The organism is Bradyrhizobium sp. SZCCHNRI1029 (assembly GCF_032487555.1).
Classification (GTDB): Bacteria; Pseudomonadota; Alphaproteobacteria; order Rhizobiales; family Xanthobacteraceae; genus Bradyrhizobium.
The window spans coordinates 624,085-639,296 of record NZ_JAUEUK010000003.1 but is presented as its reverse complement, the minus strand read 5'-3'; the positions used below and the strand labels follow the sequence as shown (position 1 = coordinate 639,296).

At 67.5% G+C, this 15,212-nt stretch carries 16 protein-coding genes; 12 read left to right on the top strand and 4 right to left on the bottom strand.

Translation table 11 applies throughout. The features are described from left to right. Positions 1-464: 464 nt before the first annotated feature. The gene (locus QW861_RS12155; RefSeq protein WP_410052326.1) at positions 465-1,151 is read right to left on the bottom strand and encodes a helix-turn-helix domain-containing protein; all 687 of its coding nucleotides are present in this window, start codon (positions 1,149-1,151) and stop codon (positions 465-467) included. 185 nt (positions 1,152-1,336) lie between these two features. On the opposite strand from QW861_RS12155, the gene QW861_RS12150 reads away from it, so the two are divergent. The 4 genes from QW861_RS12150 (at position 1,337) to QW861_RS12135 (ending at position 5,085) form a co-directional block, all read left to right on the top strand. Beyond that, a complete protein-coding gene (locus tag QW861_RS12150; RefSeq protein WP_316193089.1) occupies positions 1,337-2,833 on the top strand; it encodes an amidase in 1,497 nt (498 codons plus the stop codon). Between the two features lie 39 nt (positions 2,834-2,872). Further along, positions 2,873-3,223, top strand: a complete 351-nt coding sequence (locus tag QW861_RS12145; RefSeq protein WP_316193088.1) for a RidA family protein — start codon at positions 2,873-2,875, stop codon at positions 3,221-3,223. A gap of 15 nt (positions 3,224-3,238) precedes the next feature. After that, positions 3,239-4,477, top strand: a complete 1,239-nt coding sequence (locus QW861_RS12140; RefSeq protein WP_316171456.1) for an FAD-binding oxidoreductase — start codon at positions 3,239-3,241, stop codon at positions 4,475-4,477. 233 nt (positions 4,478-4,710) lie between these two features. Further along, positions 4,711-5,085, top strand: a complete 375-nt coding sequence (locus tag QW861_RS12135) for a hypothetical protein (protein ID WP_315718356.1) — start codon at positions 4,711-4,713, stop codon at positions 5,083-5,085. A gap of 56 nt (positions 5,086-5,141) precedes the next feature. Here the strand turns inward: QW861_RS12135 and QW861_RS12130 are convergent, their stop codons facing one another. Beyond that, positions 5,142-6,335: a polysaccharide deacetylase family protein gene (locus tag QW861_RS12130; RefSeq protein ID WP_316193087.1), complete on the bottom strand. Its 1,194-nt coding sequence runs from the start codon at positions 6,333-6,335 to the stop codon at positions 5,142-5,144. Between the two features lie 240 nt (positions 6,336-6,575). Then, complete coding sequence (locus QW861_RS12125; protein WP_315753006.1) at positions 6,576-7,412, bottom strand: polysaccharide deacetylase family protein; 837 nt, start codon at positions 7,410-7,412, stop codon at positions 6,576-6,578. A 110-nt stretch (positions 7,413-7,522) separates the two neighbouring features. On the opposite strand from QW861_RS12125, the gene mgtE reads away from it, so the two are divergent. The 8 genes from mgtE to QW861_RS12085 all read left to right on the top strand — a co-directional run bounded on the left by mgtE (position 7,523) and on the right by QW861_RS12085 (position 14,221). Continuing rightward, a complete protein-coding gene (mgtE, locus tag QW861_RS12120) occupies positions 7,523-8,941 on the top strand; it encodes a magnesium transporter (protein ID WP_315718359.1) in 1,419 nt (472 codons plus the stop codon). A gap of 81 nt (positions 8,942-9,022) precedes the next feature. Next, entirely contained in the window at positions 9,023-9,298 is a 276-nt protein-coding gene (locus QW861_RS12115; protein WP_315718360.1) for a helix-turn-helix domain-containing protein, read from the top strand. Between the two features lie 76 nt (positions 9,299-9,374). Continuing rightward, positions 9,375-10,193 carry an aldo/keto reductase gene (locus tag QW861_RS12110; protein WP_315718361.1) on the top strand — a complete coding sequence of 273 codons (819 nt, stop codon included), beginning with the start codon at positions 9,375-9,377 and terminating at the stop codon, positions 10,191-10,193. A 146-nt stretch (positions 10,194-10,339) separates the two neighbouring features. Beyond that, positions 10,340-11,212 (top strand): hypothetical protein, encoded by an 873-nt coding sequence (locus QW861_RS12105; protein ID WP_315718362.1) that lies wholly within the window; start codon positions 10,340-10,342, stop codon positions 11,210-11,212. Positions 11,213-11,375: 163 nt separating this feature from the next. Continuing rightward, positions 11,376-12,035 (top strand): glutathione S-transferase family protein, encoded by a 660-nt coding sequence (locus QW861_RS12100; RefSeq protein WP_315718363.1) that lies wholly within the window; start codon positions 11,376-11,378, stop codon positions 12,033-12,035. A 239-nt stretch (positions 12,036-12,274) separates the two neighbouring features. Beyond that, a complete protein-coding gene (locus tag QW861_RS12095) occupies positions 12,275-12,466 on the top strand; it encodes a hypothetical protein (protein ID WP_315718364.1) in 192 nt (63 codons plus the stop codon). A 298-nt stretch (positions 12,467-12,764) separates the two neighbouring features. Beyond that, positions 12,765-13,757 carry a hypothetical protein gene (locus tag QW861_RS12090; RefSeq protein ID WP_315827277.1) on the top strand — a complete coding sequence of 331 codons (993 nt, stop codon included), beginning with the start codon at positions 12,765-12,767 and terminating at the stop codon, positions 13,755-13,757. A gap of 23 nt (positions 13,758-13,780) precedes the next feature. Then, positions 13,781-14,221: a DUF1489 domain-containing protein gene (locus QW861_RS12085; RefSeq protein WP_315718366.1), complete on the top strand. Its 441-nt coding sequence runs from the start codon at positions 13,781-13,783 to the stop codon at positions 14,219-14,221. Between the two features lie 110 nt (positions 14,222-14,331). Here the strand turns inward: QW861_RS12085 and panC are convergent, their stop codons facing one another. Further along, positions 14,332-15,183: a pantoate--beta-alanine ligase gene (gene panC / locus QW861_RS12080; protein ID WP_315753003.1), complete on the bottom strand. Its 852-nt coding sequence runs from the start codon at positions 15,181-15,183 to the stop codon at positions 14,332-14,334. Between the last annotated feature and the right edge of the window lie 29 nt (positions 15,184-15,212).

Below are 15,212 nucleotides of genomic sequence, written 5' to 3'. Positions count from 1 at the left end.
AAGGGCCGAGTCGCCCGTCGGGTCGGGACTTGGGCTTGAGACAGTCGTCCATCGGATGATTGCAGCGCTTCGGAGGTCGGGTCCGTCAGTATATCGAGATCGGTATATCGAGATCGGTATATCGAGACGAGACGAGCGCGTTCTACGTGCGGGTCGATGTCGAGCCGGGCGCTGACAAGGCGCGCATCAGTCGCTTGTTGAAAGAGATCGGCGCGCCGGTTGTGGTCCGAACGGTTTCTGGCAGACTCGTGAGCCACTAGCGATCGTTTGGACCCAATGACAGGTCCCGCGAACGAGCCGGTGCCGACCGGCTTAGTAGCTGTGGTCTTTCGCACCTCCGCTGCTCGGTGGGAGTGGAGAAGCATCAGCCGTCTGTCGTGAGCTTGCGGAAGTCGCTCTGCTGCTGAGGGCACTTTCAGTTGTGGGCCCCAGCGAGTGCGCTGGGTTACGCCGGAGGCTTCACCTCACTCCACCGCATCCTTCCTCGCAATCCGGTGCAGCTGCTCGAACAGATCGGCCTGCTCACTCGTGCAGAGACACACGCCCTGCGCCGACTCCGCCTCGCCGGCGTTGAGGTAGGCGTGGCCCATGGTGCTGTCGAGATACATGCCGTCGCCCTCGTGCAGGATCTCCGGCGCGTAGAACTCGGTGTGCACGGCGATGGTACCGCGGGTCACCAGGAAGTATTCCTCGCCGCTGTGGCGGAGCAGGGGGCCGAACTCCTCGAGCGTGCGGGCGCGCACCTCGGCGATCATCGGCACCATGCGCTTTCCGATCAGGTCGGTGCATTGATAGGTGTAGGTGTAGAACCTGGTGTTGACGATCTGGCCCTGGCCGGCGCGGCTGACGCTGCGGCGGGCGGTCACCGGGCGACCCGCCTCGGGGCGCGGCGTCGTCGGGCTGAACAGTTCGGCGATGTCCATCTGCAGGCCCGAGGTGAGCTGCAGCAGCTTGTCATAGGTCAGCGACATCAGGCCGTTCTCGACCTTGGACAAGGTCGACAGCGCCATGCCGGTCTTTTCGGCGACCTGCTTCAGGGTCAGGCCGCGCGCCTGCCGGGCCGCCTTCAGGCACTGGCCGAGCTGGGAGTGGGGGCCTTCGGTCGACGCGCTGATGGCGGTGTCTGTCAAAGCGATCTCCGGAAAATCCATTAGCGGATCAGGCGTGTCGAGAGCCGAGCAGCCCGGACAATCTCGGCCCATAGAGCAGGAAATTCAATCGGGTGCTCCAATGTCCGAAGGTCATGCGTGGACAGCGGTGGAACAATGCGTTTTCGGGTCGTGCATTCGATTTCCTATATGCTAAATAGTTTTCCGAAACGGAAAAGAGAAGCCCCGTGGAATCGATTTGCGACAAGACGGCCGTCGAGCTGGTCAAGCTGCTGAAAACAAAGGCGGTCTCGCCGGTCGCGCTGCTCGACTCGTGCCTGGAGCGGATTGCGGCGGTGAACCCGGCCGTCAACGCGGTGGTGACCCTGGACGAGCCGGCCGCCCGCGCGGCGGCCGAGGCCGCCGAGGCCGAGATCGTGAGGGGCGAGGACCGGGGGGCGCTGCACGGCCTGCCGGTGCTGATCAAGGATACCCAGGACACCGCCGGGATGCGCTCCACCTATGGCAGCCCGATCCTGGCCGACAACGTGCCGGCCGTCGACCAGGCCTCGGTGGGCCGGCTGCGCGCCGCCGGCGCAATCATCTTCGGCAAGACCAACACGCCGGAATGGGCGGCGGGCGGCAACACCCGCAATCCCGTGTTCGGCGCCACCGGCAACCCGTTCGATCCCGCGCGCTCGGCCGCCGGCTCCTCCGGCGGCTCGGCGGTCGCGCTCGCCTGTGGCATGGCCCCGCTCGCCTCGGGGTCAGACACCGGCGGCAGCTTGCGCAATCCGGCCGGCTTCTCCGGCATCGTCGGCATGCGCCCCTCCTACGGCCTCGTCGCCAGCGAGAAGCGCGCCCATGGCTGGTCGTGCCTGTCGACCGACGGGCCGATGGCGCGCGATGTCGCCGACACCGCGCTGATGCTGTCGGTGATGGCGAGCGACGATGCGCGCGATCCGCTCGCCTACACCCTGCCGGGCGAGGCCGTGCGCGGCGCGCCTGCGCGCTGGGCCGTGCCGCCGGCGGTCGAACTCAACAAGCTCAGGCTCGCCTTCACCGAGGATTTCGGCTTTGCGCCGACCGAACAACTGATCCGCCGCGCCTTCCGCGCGCGGGTGTCGCGCATCGCGCCGCTGTTTGCCGGCGCGCATGAGGGCGCGCCGGATTGCAGCGGCGCCGACGAGACCTTTGCGGTGCTGCGTGCCTCGCTGTTCCTTACCCAGCATGGCAAGAATTATCGCGAGCGGCCCGACATGCTCGGGCCGAACGTGCGCGCCAATGTCGAGGAGGGCCTGTCCTACAGCCTCGAGGATTTTTCGCGCGCGAGCGCCAACCAGACCCGCATCTACCGCGCCTATCAGGGCTTCTTCGCCAGCCACGACGTGCTGATCAGCCCGACCATCACCTTGAGCCCGCGGCCGTGGGCGGAGCTGTATCCGGCGGAGATCGACGGCGTGCCGACGCGGTCGTACTTCCACTGGCTGGCGCTCGCCTACGCGGTGACCCTGGCCGGACATCCCGCGCTGAGCCTGCCGCTCGGCCTCGACGACAACGGCCTGCCGTTCGGCCTGCAGATCGTCGGTCCCCGCGGCGGCGACGCGCTGGTGCTCGGCGTTGCCGCGGCGCTGGAGGCCGCGTTCGCCGACGATGCCGAGCTGCGCCGTCCCCGGCCCGATCTCGAAAGGCTCGCGTCGCTGCCGCCGCTGGCGCAGACGCCCGGCTTCTTGGCGTGGGATTGAGGCGGCCCTCATGATCACTACATCTTGGAGCGACTAACGATGTCCGACGCCCCCTCATGGCCGTTCTCGCTGGTGCGCCGCGCCGGCGGCCTGGTGTTCCTGTCCGGCGAGATTCCGGTCGCCGATGACGGCAGCATCCCCGAGGGCATCGCGGCGCAGACCGACCTCGTCTTCAAGCACATCGCGGAAACGCTGGCCGGCGAGGGGCTGACGCTCGACGACATCGTGTCCTGCATGGTGCACCTCGCCGACAAGGCGGATTTCGCCGCCTACAACGAGGCCTATCGCAGGCAATTCAAGGATCCGCTGCCGGTCCGCACCACGGTGCAGGCGCAGATGATCGCGGATGTGAAGATCGAGGTCACCGTCGTCGCGGCGGCGCGGACCTGAGCAGGAGTGATGACGATGCAAAGCGCGATCGTTCTCGGTGGCGGCATGGTCGGCGTCGGCACGGCGCTGCACCTGCAGAGCCGTGGCTGGTCAGTGGCGCTGGTCGACCGCAGGGAGCCCGGACGCGAGACCAGCTACGGCAATGCCGGCATCATCCAGAGCGAGGCCGTCAGGCCCTACGCGATGCCCTATGATATCGCCGGCGTGCTCGACATCGCGCTCGCGCGCACCAACGACGTGCACTACAGCCTCGCGGCGCTGCCCTATCACGTGCGGCCGCTGCTGCAATACTGGTGGAATTCGTTCCCGGCGCGCCACGAGGTGCTGACGCGCACCTATGCGCAACTGATCGCGCGCGCCGCGCCCGAGCACGAGCCGCTGATCCTCGCGGCCGGGGCCGGCAACCTCGTGCGCCGCGACGGCTTTCGCGTGCTGCACCGGACGCAGGCGCAGTTCGACAAGGAGGCGAGGGAGGCCGAAGCCGTCGGCAAGGCGTTCGGCGTCAAGTTCAAGCTGCTCAGCGCCCAGCAGCTCAAGCAGGCCGAGCCCGCGCTGATCGACAGCGGCATCGGCGGCCTGCACTGGCAGGAGCCGTGGACCGTGTCGGATCCCGGCAGCCTGGTCGCCTCCTATGCCGAGCTGTTCACGCGCCGCGGCGGCAAGCTGCTGCGCGGCGATGCGACCACGCTGGCGCAGGCGGGCAGCGGCTGGGCCGTCACCACCGCGGAGGGACGCATCGAGGCCGAGGCCGTGGTGGTCGCGCTCGGGCCGTGGTCGCCGGAGTTCCTGACGCGGTTCGGCTACGACATCCCGATGGTGCGCAAGCGCGGCTATCACCGTCACTACACCGGCGGCGCGCCGCTCGATTTGCCGCTGCGCGATGCGGCGCGCGGCTATCTGATGAACCCGATGGCGCTCGGCGTGCGCATCACGACCGGTGCCGAGCTGTCATCGCCGAATGCGAAATCGACCCCGGTTCAGCTCGGCAAGGCCGAGGCTGCCGCGCGCCAGCTCATCGATCTCGGCAGGCCGGTGGAGCCCGAGCCGTGGATCGGCACGCGGCCGTGCATGCCCGACATGCTGCCGGTCGTCGGCCAGGCGGCGCGTCACAAGGGCATGTGGCTGCATTTCGGCCACGGCCACCAGGGCTTCACGCTGGGGCCTGCGACGGGACGCATCCTCGCCGAGCTGATGAGCGGCGAAGCGCCGAGCGTCGACGTCGCCGCCTGCGCACCGGCGCGATTCGGCGCATAGCTGCGAGAGCTGCTGCCGCCCTGCAATTGCAGGCTGCAGAGACGCTCTCCGGGCAGTCCCTTGTTTACCAAGCGGGCCTGTTCTGGGCCGTTCTGGCGCTGCAAAATTTCCACTTCACGAATTCGCAAGCCCGCTCTCCTAGGGTGACGCCGGTTGGACCAGGACGCGGGGGCGAAACGCGTTTCGTGAGTTCTGTCGTCGGCCAGTGATCCGAACATCATGTGGGGGAGCAGATGAACTTCACGGGCCTCATGTACCGCTTCATCTCGAATTTCGTATTTCTCGCGGCCGTCTATCTCAGCCTGAACTACGTCGAGAAGTACCAGAACCGCGCCGTCCTGGCGCTGGTGGTGCTGATCTATGCCGGCATGCGCGCCGTCACGGTGGTGCGCACCTTCCACTTCTTCGGACGGATCGAGAAGATGGAGTCGGACGTTCGCCGTCTGGCCGGCATGCTGGGCGACGGGCCGGTGGGGCAGGTGGTCTCTAGGCAGGTGGTGTCCGACGTCGGATCGCTGCGCAAGGACGGCGAGAAGAAGTCCTACATGGACCTGTTCTTCCTGGCGGCCACCGTCATCCTCTGCGTCAGCAAGCTGGTCTCGAGCTGATCGCGCGCGGCGCGGGCGAATTGTCCCGCGTCCTCACCTGCAACATCTGCGAATGTTCAGCGCCGCCTGAGGCTGGCGAGGCGCACCGGGCGCGGCGCCGGCTTGGCGGCCACAGCCTTCGGGGCCGGGCTCTCGAGCCGGGCCAGCTGGCGCCGCTGCGCCGACAGCGGCGCGACAGGCGGCCATGCGAACAGATCGGACGCCGGCGCTGCCAAGGCCGGCGCCGCAAGCCGCGGCGCGAGCGGCGGACGCGGCCATGCAGGCTTCTGCGCGACACGCGCGACGGCCGCCGGCACGTTGAGAATCCCGAAATCGTCCAGCCTGGCCCGGGCCCCGGTATCGGCGCCAGCGAGATCGACGGGCGCGATCTTGGGCCAATGCGCCACCGGGGTCTCGTCCGACGGGCGGTGCACCAGCCAGTCCTCGGGCTCGGTCGGCGTCGCCGGCCGGTCCGGTGTCGCCGCCACGACGTGGACGATGCGGTAGTTCTTGGCCTTGAGCTCGGCGAGGATCTTCGGCAGCGCCGTGGCGGTGCGCGCATGGATGTCGTGCAGCAGCAGGATGCCCTTGCCGCGCGCCTCCAGCCGCTTCATCGCGAGCTCGTAGACCTTGGCGCCGGAGATGTTGCGCCAGTCGTCGGCGAGGAAATCGGCGCTCCAGACCTGCAGGCCGAGCGAGGCGGCGTAGCTCTCCACGGCGTCGCCGCGCAGCAGGCCGGGCACGCGGAAGAATGGCGACAGCGCCGACGGATCGGTGAGCGCCGCGGTCGTCCAGGCGATCCCCTGGTCGACCTCGGGCTTGACCTGGTCGAGCGTCATCTTGTTGAAGCTCAGCGGATGGTTCTGGCTGTGGGTGCCGATGGTGTGGCCGGCGGCCGCAAGCTTCCTCACGCCCTCGGGATCGGCCTTGGCCTGGCGGCCGATGGTGAAGAACGTCGCCTTGACGCATTGATCGGCAAGGATCTGCAGCACCTGATTGCTGTATTTCGGCAGCGGGCCGTCGTCGAAGGTGATGACGACCTCGTGATCTTTCAGCGGCAGCGTCTCCTTGTACTGCATCGCGCCGATGCGCGGATGCTCGCGCGGATCGACCACCAGGACGCGCGACGTGCCGAGCGCGTTGGGATGTCCGGGGCAATCGGCTGCCGATGCCGCCGATGATCCGACACTGGAGGCGAAGCAGGCGACGGTGCCCAACAGCACTGCGAGCCATGTTGGCCGTCCGACGCAAGCCCACCGACGATCACGCATCACGCTGCTCACATTCCCTTCACCGTCCCGACGCCTTCGGCCAGGGTCTTCGACGCTCGATGATGTGTCGCAGCCGCGCGGAAGGCGCAAGCGACCGCCAAGACATAGCAGGGATGTTCGGCTGTCGCGAGATGACATCGTTCCGGGTTCCGGTTTGCGCGCGGCTGTTGCCGGATTGCAAGCGGCAGAAATCGCCGCGATCACGGCCGTCGAGCGTAGACAGCGGCCCTGAACGACGGATTAACCACCTTCGTGCGGCGGCGTCGGCGCAGGTGAAGGGCGCTCGCTATGCTGCTCGTGATGCACATCCGCCGGCTGCTTCGGAACCACATGGACCACGCGATAGCCGTGGTTCTTCAGGTAGCGCAGGAACGCGGGCAACATGGCGACCGTGCGCGGCTGAGGATCGTGCAGCAGGATGATGCCCTTGCGCGCCTGGCTCAGCCGGGCGGTCAGCAGCTTCAGCGTCTGCTGCGGTGACATCGGGTTCCAGTCGCTGGCCCAGAGATCGGCCCCGAACACGACGATGCCGCGCGACTGCAGCAGGTCGAGCGTCGCCGGTGTCGATTCGAAATAGGGGAAGCGGAAGAATGGCGTCGACGGCGTGGTCGTCTCCGCGCCGTTGAGCGCCTTCTCGTCGGCGGCGATGCCGCGATCGATCTCATCGACGGCCTGTTCCGGCGTGATGTGCGCGAGATTCGCATGCGTGAAGCTGTGATGGCCTATGGTGTGGCCTTCGGCCGCGATCTTCCGCACCCACGCGGCGCGGCGCGACGCAGGCTCGCCGACCAGGAAGAAGGTCGCGCGCACGCATTCCCTGGCGAGCGCGGCCAGCACCTTGTCGGTCATCGGCGGCGACGGGCCGTCGTCGAAGGTCAGAACCACTTCGCCGTCATGCAGCGGCAGCGTGTCCGGGAAGCTCTTCAGTCCGACGCGCGGATGTGTCGCGGCGTCGACGGTGAGAATGCGCGACGTGCCGAGCGTACCTTCGCGCGGGCATGCGGCAGGCGCGGCCGCGGTGACGTCAGCCGCGAGCAGCGCCGCCACGACGCCGGCCGCGTTTACCCATCCTGTCATCGATCGCCAAGGCCGCATCTTTTCCCGTTGCGCTCGCTGTTGCCGATTATGTAATGCGTGAAAGCACAAATCAGACCATTTGCTCTGAAATCAAGCGCGTGAGGCACGTCATGAACGAGACATCGGACGTTGCCCATGCTGATGCAACTCTACGCGATCGCGCGCCGATGCGCACGGAATCCGGCGAGATTCGCGCCGAATTCATCGCGGCCATCACGGCGGCCATCGCCGCCGAGGACGAGGCGTTCCTGCGCGCCGAGGTCGCCGAGCTGCACGAGGCCGACCTCGGCGACCTGATCGCGGCGCTCGCACCGGACGACCGTGTCCGGCTGGTCGAGCTGACCGGCACCGATTTCGACTTCTCCGCGCTGAACGAGGTCGACGACGCGGTCCGCGAGGAGATCCTCGAGGAGCTCGAGCCCGCGACCGTCGCCGAGGGCGTGCGCGAGCTCGAATCCGATGACGCCGTCGAGCTGTTGGAAAGCCTCGACGAGGAGGACAAGGAGGAGATCCTCGAACGCCTGCCGCCGTCCGAGCGCGACGCGCTCGCGCGCAGCCTCGACTATCCCGAGGGCTCGGCCGGCCGCCGCATGCAGAGGGAGTTCATCGCGGTTCCGCTGGGTTGGACGGTCGGCGAGGCCATCGACTACATGCGCGAGACGCGGGATCTGCCCGAGCGGTTCTACGAGATCTATGCGGTCGACGACGCTCGGCATTGGCAGGGTGCGGTATCGCTCGATACGCTGCTGCGCGCCCGCCGTCCGGTTCCGCTGGCCGATCTGATCGACGAGGACCGCCGTCGCGTCACCGTCACCGACGATCTGGCCGAGGTGGCGCGGCTGTTCGGCAAGTACAATCTGGTCGCGGCCCCCGTGGTCGATGCCGAGAACCGGCTGGCCGGCGTCATCACCATCGACGACGTGGTCGATGTCATCGAGGAGGAGGCCGACGAGGATTTCAAGGCGCTCGGCGGCGTGTCGGGCGACGAGGAACTGTCCGACAGCGTCTGGACCATCGCCAAGGGCCGCTTCAACTGGCTGCTGATCAATCTCGCCACCGCGTTCCTGGCGTCATCGGTGCTCGGCCTGTTCGAGGACCAGTTGCAGCAGATGGTGGCGCTCGCCGTGCTCGCGCCGATCGTCGCCAGTCAGGGCGGCAATGCCGCGACCCAGACCATGACGGTGGCGGTGCGCGCGCTGGCGACGCGGGAGCTCGGGGCGAACAATGCGATGCGGGTGGTGATGCGCGAGGGGCTGGTCGGGCTCGTCAATGGCCTGGCCTTTGCGCTCGTCACTGGCATCGCCGCCGTGGCGTGGTTCAAGATGCCCGGGCTCGGCATCGTCATCGGGCTTGCAATGATCTCGAATCTCGTCGCGGGTGCGCTGGGCGGCATTCTGATCCCGATGGTGCTCGAACGGGTCCGCGCCGACCCCGCCGTCGCCTCCGGAACCTTCGTCACGACGGTGACCGATGTGGTCGGTTTCTTCTCGTTTCTCGGCATCGCCACGCTCTGGTTCGGCCTGAAATAACCCCGGCGCCTGAACGACTTATATCGTTAATCCGGCCTTAACGTGGTTCGGCGAGACTGTTGCTCGACACGGAGTCGGACGATGCAACGCTTGCGGCTGAAGGCAGATGGACGGATCGTGGAGCTGCGCGACGGGGAGGAGATTCCGCTGGCGCCCGCGGCTCCGCTCGAAGTGCGCGATCTCAGGCGGCGGGTGCATCTGACCCAACAGGAATTCGCCGCCAAGCTCGGTGTGCCCGTCGAGACCATCCGCAATTGGGAGCAGGGCAAGCGCATGCCGCGCGGCCCGGCGCGCGCGCTGCTCACCGTCATCGCGCACGCGCCCGAGACGGTGTTCGCGGCTTTAGCCAAGACTTAAGCCCACCACGGGTCGTGCGTTGGCAACGCCCAGCGTGTGCCTACATAATGTTGCACGCGCTCTGGAGTGCACGGCCATGCTGATGATCGAGGCCAATGGTGCCAGGATTCCCGCCTTGGGTCTCGGAACCTGGGAGCTGCGTGGCCGCACCTGCAGCCGCATCGTCGAGCAGGCGCTCACTCTCGGCTACCGGCACATCGACACCGCGCAGGTCTATGAGAACGAGCACGAGGTCGGAGAGGGCCTGCGTGCGTCCCGCGTCCGGCGCAACGAGGTGTTCCTGACGACCAAGGTGTGGACCACGCATTTTGCGCCGCACGATCTCGAGCGCTCGGCCAAAGAGAGCCTGGTCCGGCTGCGCGTCTCCGAGGTCGACCTGTTGCTGCTGCACTGGCCCAATCCGCACGTGCCGCTGAGCGAGACGCTCGGCGCGCTGGCCCATGCCAAGACGCTCGGGCTCGCACGCCATATCGGCGTGTCCAATTTCACGGTCGGTCTGCTCGACGAGGCAGTGGCGGCATCGCCGGAGCCGCTGGTGTGCAATCAGGTCGAGTATCATCCCTATCTCGATCAGACCAAGGTCCGCGAGGCCTGCGCGCGCCATGGCATCGCGCTCGTCGCCTACAGCCCGATCGCCAAGGGCAGGATCAAGAACGATCCGACCTTGACGCGGATCGGCCGCGCCCATGGCAAGAGCCCGGCGCAGATCTGCCTGCGCTGGCTGGTGCAGCAGAACGTCGTGGCGATCCCGCGGACCTCCAAGGTCGAACGGCTGTCCGAGAACCTCGACGTGTTCGATTTCGAGCTCTCGGAGCAGGACATGGCCGACATCTTCGCGATGGGCAGCCCCGAAGGACGGATGACCAACTTCGCCTTTGCGCCGAAATGGGATTGAGGGCGGCGCCCGCGCATTTGTGCTACAGCCTGACATGACAGGGAGCGGCCGGCGGGCCGCACGACGGCGGCTGCCGCATTCCCTGCCGATGATCAGAGCGATGGCGCGCCCGCGCCTTCGCTCATGCGCGGGCGTAGTGAAGCAGCATGGAACGTTGGCAGTTCATCCGTTGGGGCATCGCCGCGTCCGTGCTCGCGCATCTCCTAATCGCCGGTGGGGTCGTGGTCTCGACCTCGGTCCGGCCTTACGAGCTGCCCAAGAGCGACGAGATCGAGGTCAACATCGTCGACGCTGACGAGCCGCAGAAGACGCCCGAGCCCATCGCCACGCCATCGCCATCCCCGACGCCGGATCTGGTGCTGCCGCAGCCGGACCCGAGCGCCTTGCCCGCGGCCGCCGCACCGCCACCGCCCAGTCCCCCGCAGGACGCCAGGGAGACTCCCAATCCTCCGATGCAGCCTGCGCCGGCGGCAAAACAGCCGGCGCAGGCTGCATCGCCCAAGGCGGTGAAGACGGCCGCAAAGGCGGAGAGCAAATCCGCCGTCAAGCCGGCGCCGCCACCCGTGCCGGCACCCGCGCCGACCTATGTGCCTCCCGAACCGGATCTCACGGTGAAGTATGGGGTCATGCTCGGTCTCCCCGAGCCGCTGTCACCGTTGCCCCGTCCCGGCGGCCCGGAGGACGGCAAGGACGCCGGGCCGACCGCGACGACGAACCTCGCCGCCAATCTGGAAGCGGCCCTGAGGCAGAAGGTCAGGAGCTGCGCGCGGCTGCCGGCGTCGCTGTCGCTGTCGGACAACGTGCTCATCAGGCTGCGCTTTGGCATGACACCGGATGGACGGCTGGCGACGGAGCCGGAGGTGATAGAGGTCGTCGCAGCCTCCAAGGCGATCCAGCTCAAGGAGAGCGCGGTCCAGGCGTTGAATGCCTGCCAGCCCTACGCGATGTTGCCTCCCGATCGCTACAACGAGTGGAAGGTGATCGAGATGTCGTTCACGCCGCAGGATTTCGCCCGCTGATCTGCCCTGCGGCCGGCGACGGCACGGGGGCGGGCGCGTGGTCTGGGGCGTAGCGCTTGTGTGTCGACGCAACGGCCGATCATCCTGTATGCGTCGCCCATAGCATGAGCGTCGACGGCGCGGCTGCGCGGGCCGTCCACGCCCAACACGGAGACGGTGCGACATGACGCTGAAGCTGGTGATCGGCAACAAGAACTATTCCTCATGGTCGATGCGGCCGTGGCTGGCGCTGCGCGGCTGCGACATCGCCTTCGATGAGATCGTGATCCCGCTCTACACCGCCGATCCCGCCGACAAGGCGCGCATCCTTGAGCATTCCCCGGCCGGCAAGGTGCCGATCCTGATCGATGGCGCGATCAGCGTGTGGGATTCGCTCGCGATCATCGAATATCTCGCCGAGCGCTTCCCGCAGGCGGGGCTGTGGCCCGCCGATGCCGCTGCGCGCGCCCATGCCCGATCCGTCTGCGCGGAGATGCACTCCGGCTTTCCGGCCTTGCGCAACGAATGCCCGATGAACCTGCACCGGCCGGTGCGGCCGGTGGAGCTGTCTGCCGATGCCAGGGCCAACATCGCCCGGATCGAGGACATCTGGCGCGACTGCCGTGCCCGCTACAGCCATGGCGGGCCGTTCCTGTTCGGCCGCTTCGGCGCCGCCGACGCCATGTTCGCGCCGGTGGTCACGCGCTTCCACAGTTTCGCCATTCCGGTCGCCGCCGAAACCCGCGCCTACATGGACATGATGATGGCGATGCCGGCCTTCGCGGCCTGGGTGAAGGACGGCCTGGCGGAGGACTGGGTCATCGAGCGGGTCGAGAACATCTGAGCGGTCTCGTCCGTTCGCGATTTGGTCCGTGGTGGACGAGCGAACCCCGACCCGCTCGTCCAAGAATACCGTTTGCGGGCCCATCCCGTTGAAGACTCTCGCAATCTCCGCGTTTGCCATGTCGTGAGGTCGCTGGTCAGGGCGGGCGGCGGCGTGATATAAGCGCGATATTTATAAAGACACGCCGGCCCGGGCAGCGGGACCAGGGGCTCTTGCCGGCATGCGAGCAGGAGAGGGCGTTGAAACACAAGTTCCCCATTGGGGCGACCGTCTATTTCACCGCGAGCAACGTCTCGCGTCCGGCCGCCACAGGCACCTACGAGATCATCCGCCAGCTTCCGACGGAAGACGACGACTGCCAGTATCGGATCAAAAGCTCGACGGAAGCCTTCGAGCGGGTTGCCAGAGAGAGCCAATTGGCCTTGTCTTGAAGACGACGTGCCGCGTCGGCGGACGCGGCCGCCGGAGACATGGCCGAAGCGAGAGGGGGAGTTGCCACGCGTTCGGGAGCCGTGGCGCGAGGCGATGACGATTGCTGCGCGATCCCTTTGGGGATAGCGGGTAGCTCCACACCATCCGGCGCCCGCAGGCGTATGGAATCGTCTTATTGTCTTGGTGGGGCCGCAATCGATCGGGTGATCATTTGAATTTGATGATCGTTTCACGGCCGTCCCATGTAGGGACGCCATCGGGGCCGTTTTCGCTGGCCCGCGTCAGGAACAAGCGCGCATGAACTCGACCTGGCCTTCCTCGTTGGATCAGCTCTTGAACTCACCGGCGTTCCCGATGTGGCTCACCGTTGCCGCGGCGGGTTTCTTTGCACTGGTCGTGCTGATGACGCTGCTCAGGGCCGAGAAATCGGTCGCCAACGGCGCGCTGACGGTGATCACGCTGCTGGCGGTCGGGATTGCGGTGGCGTCGATGATGCGGAGCCAGGATGCGACCCCGCGTGGCGCCAATGGCGATCCTGCGGTGACCGCCTCCGTCGGCCTCTCGGCACCCGCCCTGGCCTGCGTGGATGATCTCGCCGGCGATCTGGTGCTCGCGAATTGCGAGAAGAGCCTGTTCGGATCGGCCGAGATGACCGCCGCGGCCGTCAGTTATGCGGCGGGCATGCTGAGCCGGCTGTCCCAGGTGGGCGACGTCGCCAGCGCGAACAAGGTGATGACCGCGGAGCTGCTGGCGCTGCGCCGCGCCGTCGAGCGCGATCGTTATGGCCTGATGGCCTATGTGCTGCTGACACGCGACCGCTGTACGCCTAGCGATTGCGTGATGTTCCGTGCCGTGGGTGATCGCCAGCAACTGATGAACAACATGGAAGGGCGGACCTATGAGGGGCTGGTGACGCGCTACGCCTCGCAGTGGAATGCGGCGCCGGGCCAACCGGCCGCTGGAACCTTTGCGGGATTGGCGCCTCCAGGGCTGGCGCCGTCGGCGCCGAACGGCAAGCCGACGACCGCCGAATTTCCCAGCTCGGCGAACACCCCGCCGGTCAGCATCATGAATCCCGAGCCGACGGCCTCGACGCGCTCGGTCGCCCCGGCAGCCGCCGCGCCGAAACCGCCGACGCAGCTTGCGCCGCCCGCAGCCCCACCGACCGTGGCTGCCAGCCACGCCCAGGCGCCGCCGGCGGCCAAGAAGGCCGCGCCGAAGCCGAAGCCGGCCGCTGCGGCGCCTCAAGCGGCGCCTGAGGCCGCCGAGCCGGCCGCCAACAACGAATAGATCCCGCTGGTCGAACCGCCATCATGCCTCTGCACCTGATCAAGCTCGCCGTCGGCTGCGAGTCCGTGAAAGAGCTGAAGGAGTGGATCGCCGAGCGCATGCTCGCGGCCAAGAAGAAGGGCCTGCCGCAGCAGCACGTCCATGTCACGCGGATGACGCCGAAACGGGTCGAGGACATCCTCGCCGGCGGCTCGCTGTATTGGGTGATTCGCGGTGAGGTCGCCGCGCGCGAGAAGATCGTCGGCATCGAGCCGTTCCGCGACGGCGACGGCATCGGGCGGTGCCGCATCATCATGCAGCCGAAGGTGATCGCGGTGTCGCCGCGGCCGATGCGTCCGTTCCAGGGCTGGCGCTATCTGACCGCCGAGGATGCGCCGGCCGATCTCGGAAAGTCCGGTGCGGCGGGCGTCGAAGCCATGCCCGAGCCGCTGCGCCGCGAGCTGCGCGATCTCGGCCTGCTGTAGGACTTCGATGAGCCGGTGGTGTTGCGCGTGAGCATCTCACGCGCGGCGGCCTCTGCCTTGCGGGCGAGGGCGCGCTCACGGTGTTGGCGGACGGCTGGTCTCCCGGCGGCTCACGCGGCGATATTGTCGATCAGTCGCGTGGTTCCGATCTTGGCCGCGACCAGGATGCGTTTCGGTCCTGACTCGTTCGGGGCGATGGGCGCCAGCGTCTCGGCGTGGCGGACCTCGAGATAGTCCAAGGCAAAGCCGGCTTCGGTGATCGCGGCGGCGCCATCCCCAATGGCCGCCTGCATGTCGTCGCCGGCGCGCAGCCGGGCCGCCAGCTCCTTCAGGACACGGTGCAGCGTCGGCGCCGCCCGCCGCTCGTCTGCCGTGAGGTAGACATTGCGCGACGACATCGCGAGACCGTCGCGTTCGCGCACCGTACGGGATCCGACGACACGGACGCCGAGATCGAGGTCGCGCGCCATCTGGGCGACGACGCGGAGCTGCTGATAGTCCTTCTCGCCGAAGATCGCGACGTCCGGCCGGCATTGCGTGAACAGCTTGGCGACCACGGTCGCGACCCCGCCGAAGAAATGCGGACGGAAGCGATCCTCCAGCCCGGCCAATGCCGCGCCCTCCGGCACGATCCGCGTCGCGAAGCCGTCCGGATACATCGCCTTCGCGTCGGGATGCCAGATCAGATCGACGCGCTCGGCCGCGAGTTTCGCAACATCCTCCTTCCAGGTCCGGGGGTAGGACCCGAAATCCTCCGTCGGCGCGAACTGAGTCGGGTTGACGAAGATCGAGACGACCACCTTGTCGGCGCGGCGCTTCGCCAGCCGGACCAGCGAGATGTGCCCTTCATGCAGGGCGCCCATGGTCGGCACGAGCGCGATGCTGGCTTTTCTCGCGCGCAAGCTGTCGAGCTCGCGGCGGAGGGCGGAAACGGTGCGGGCGACGCGCGGGCTTCGTGACATTTTTGCTCGATCTCACAGCGAAAAATTGC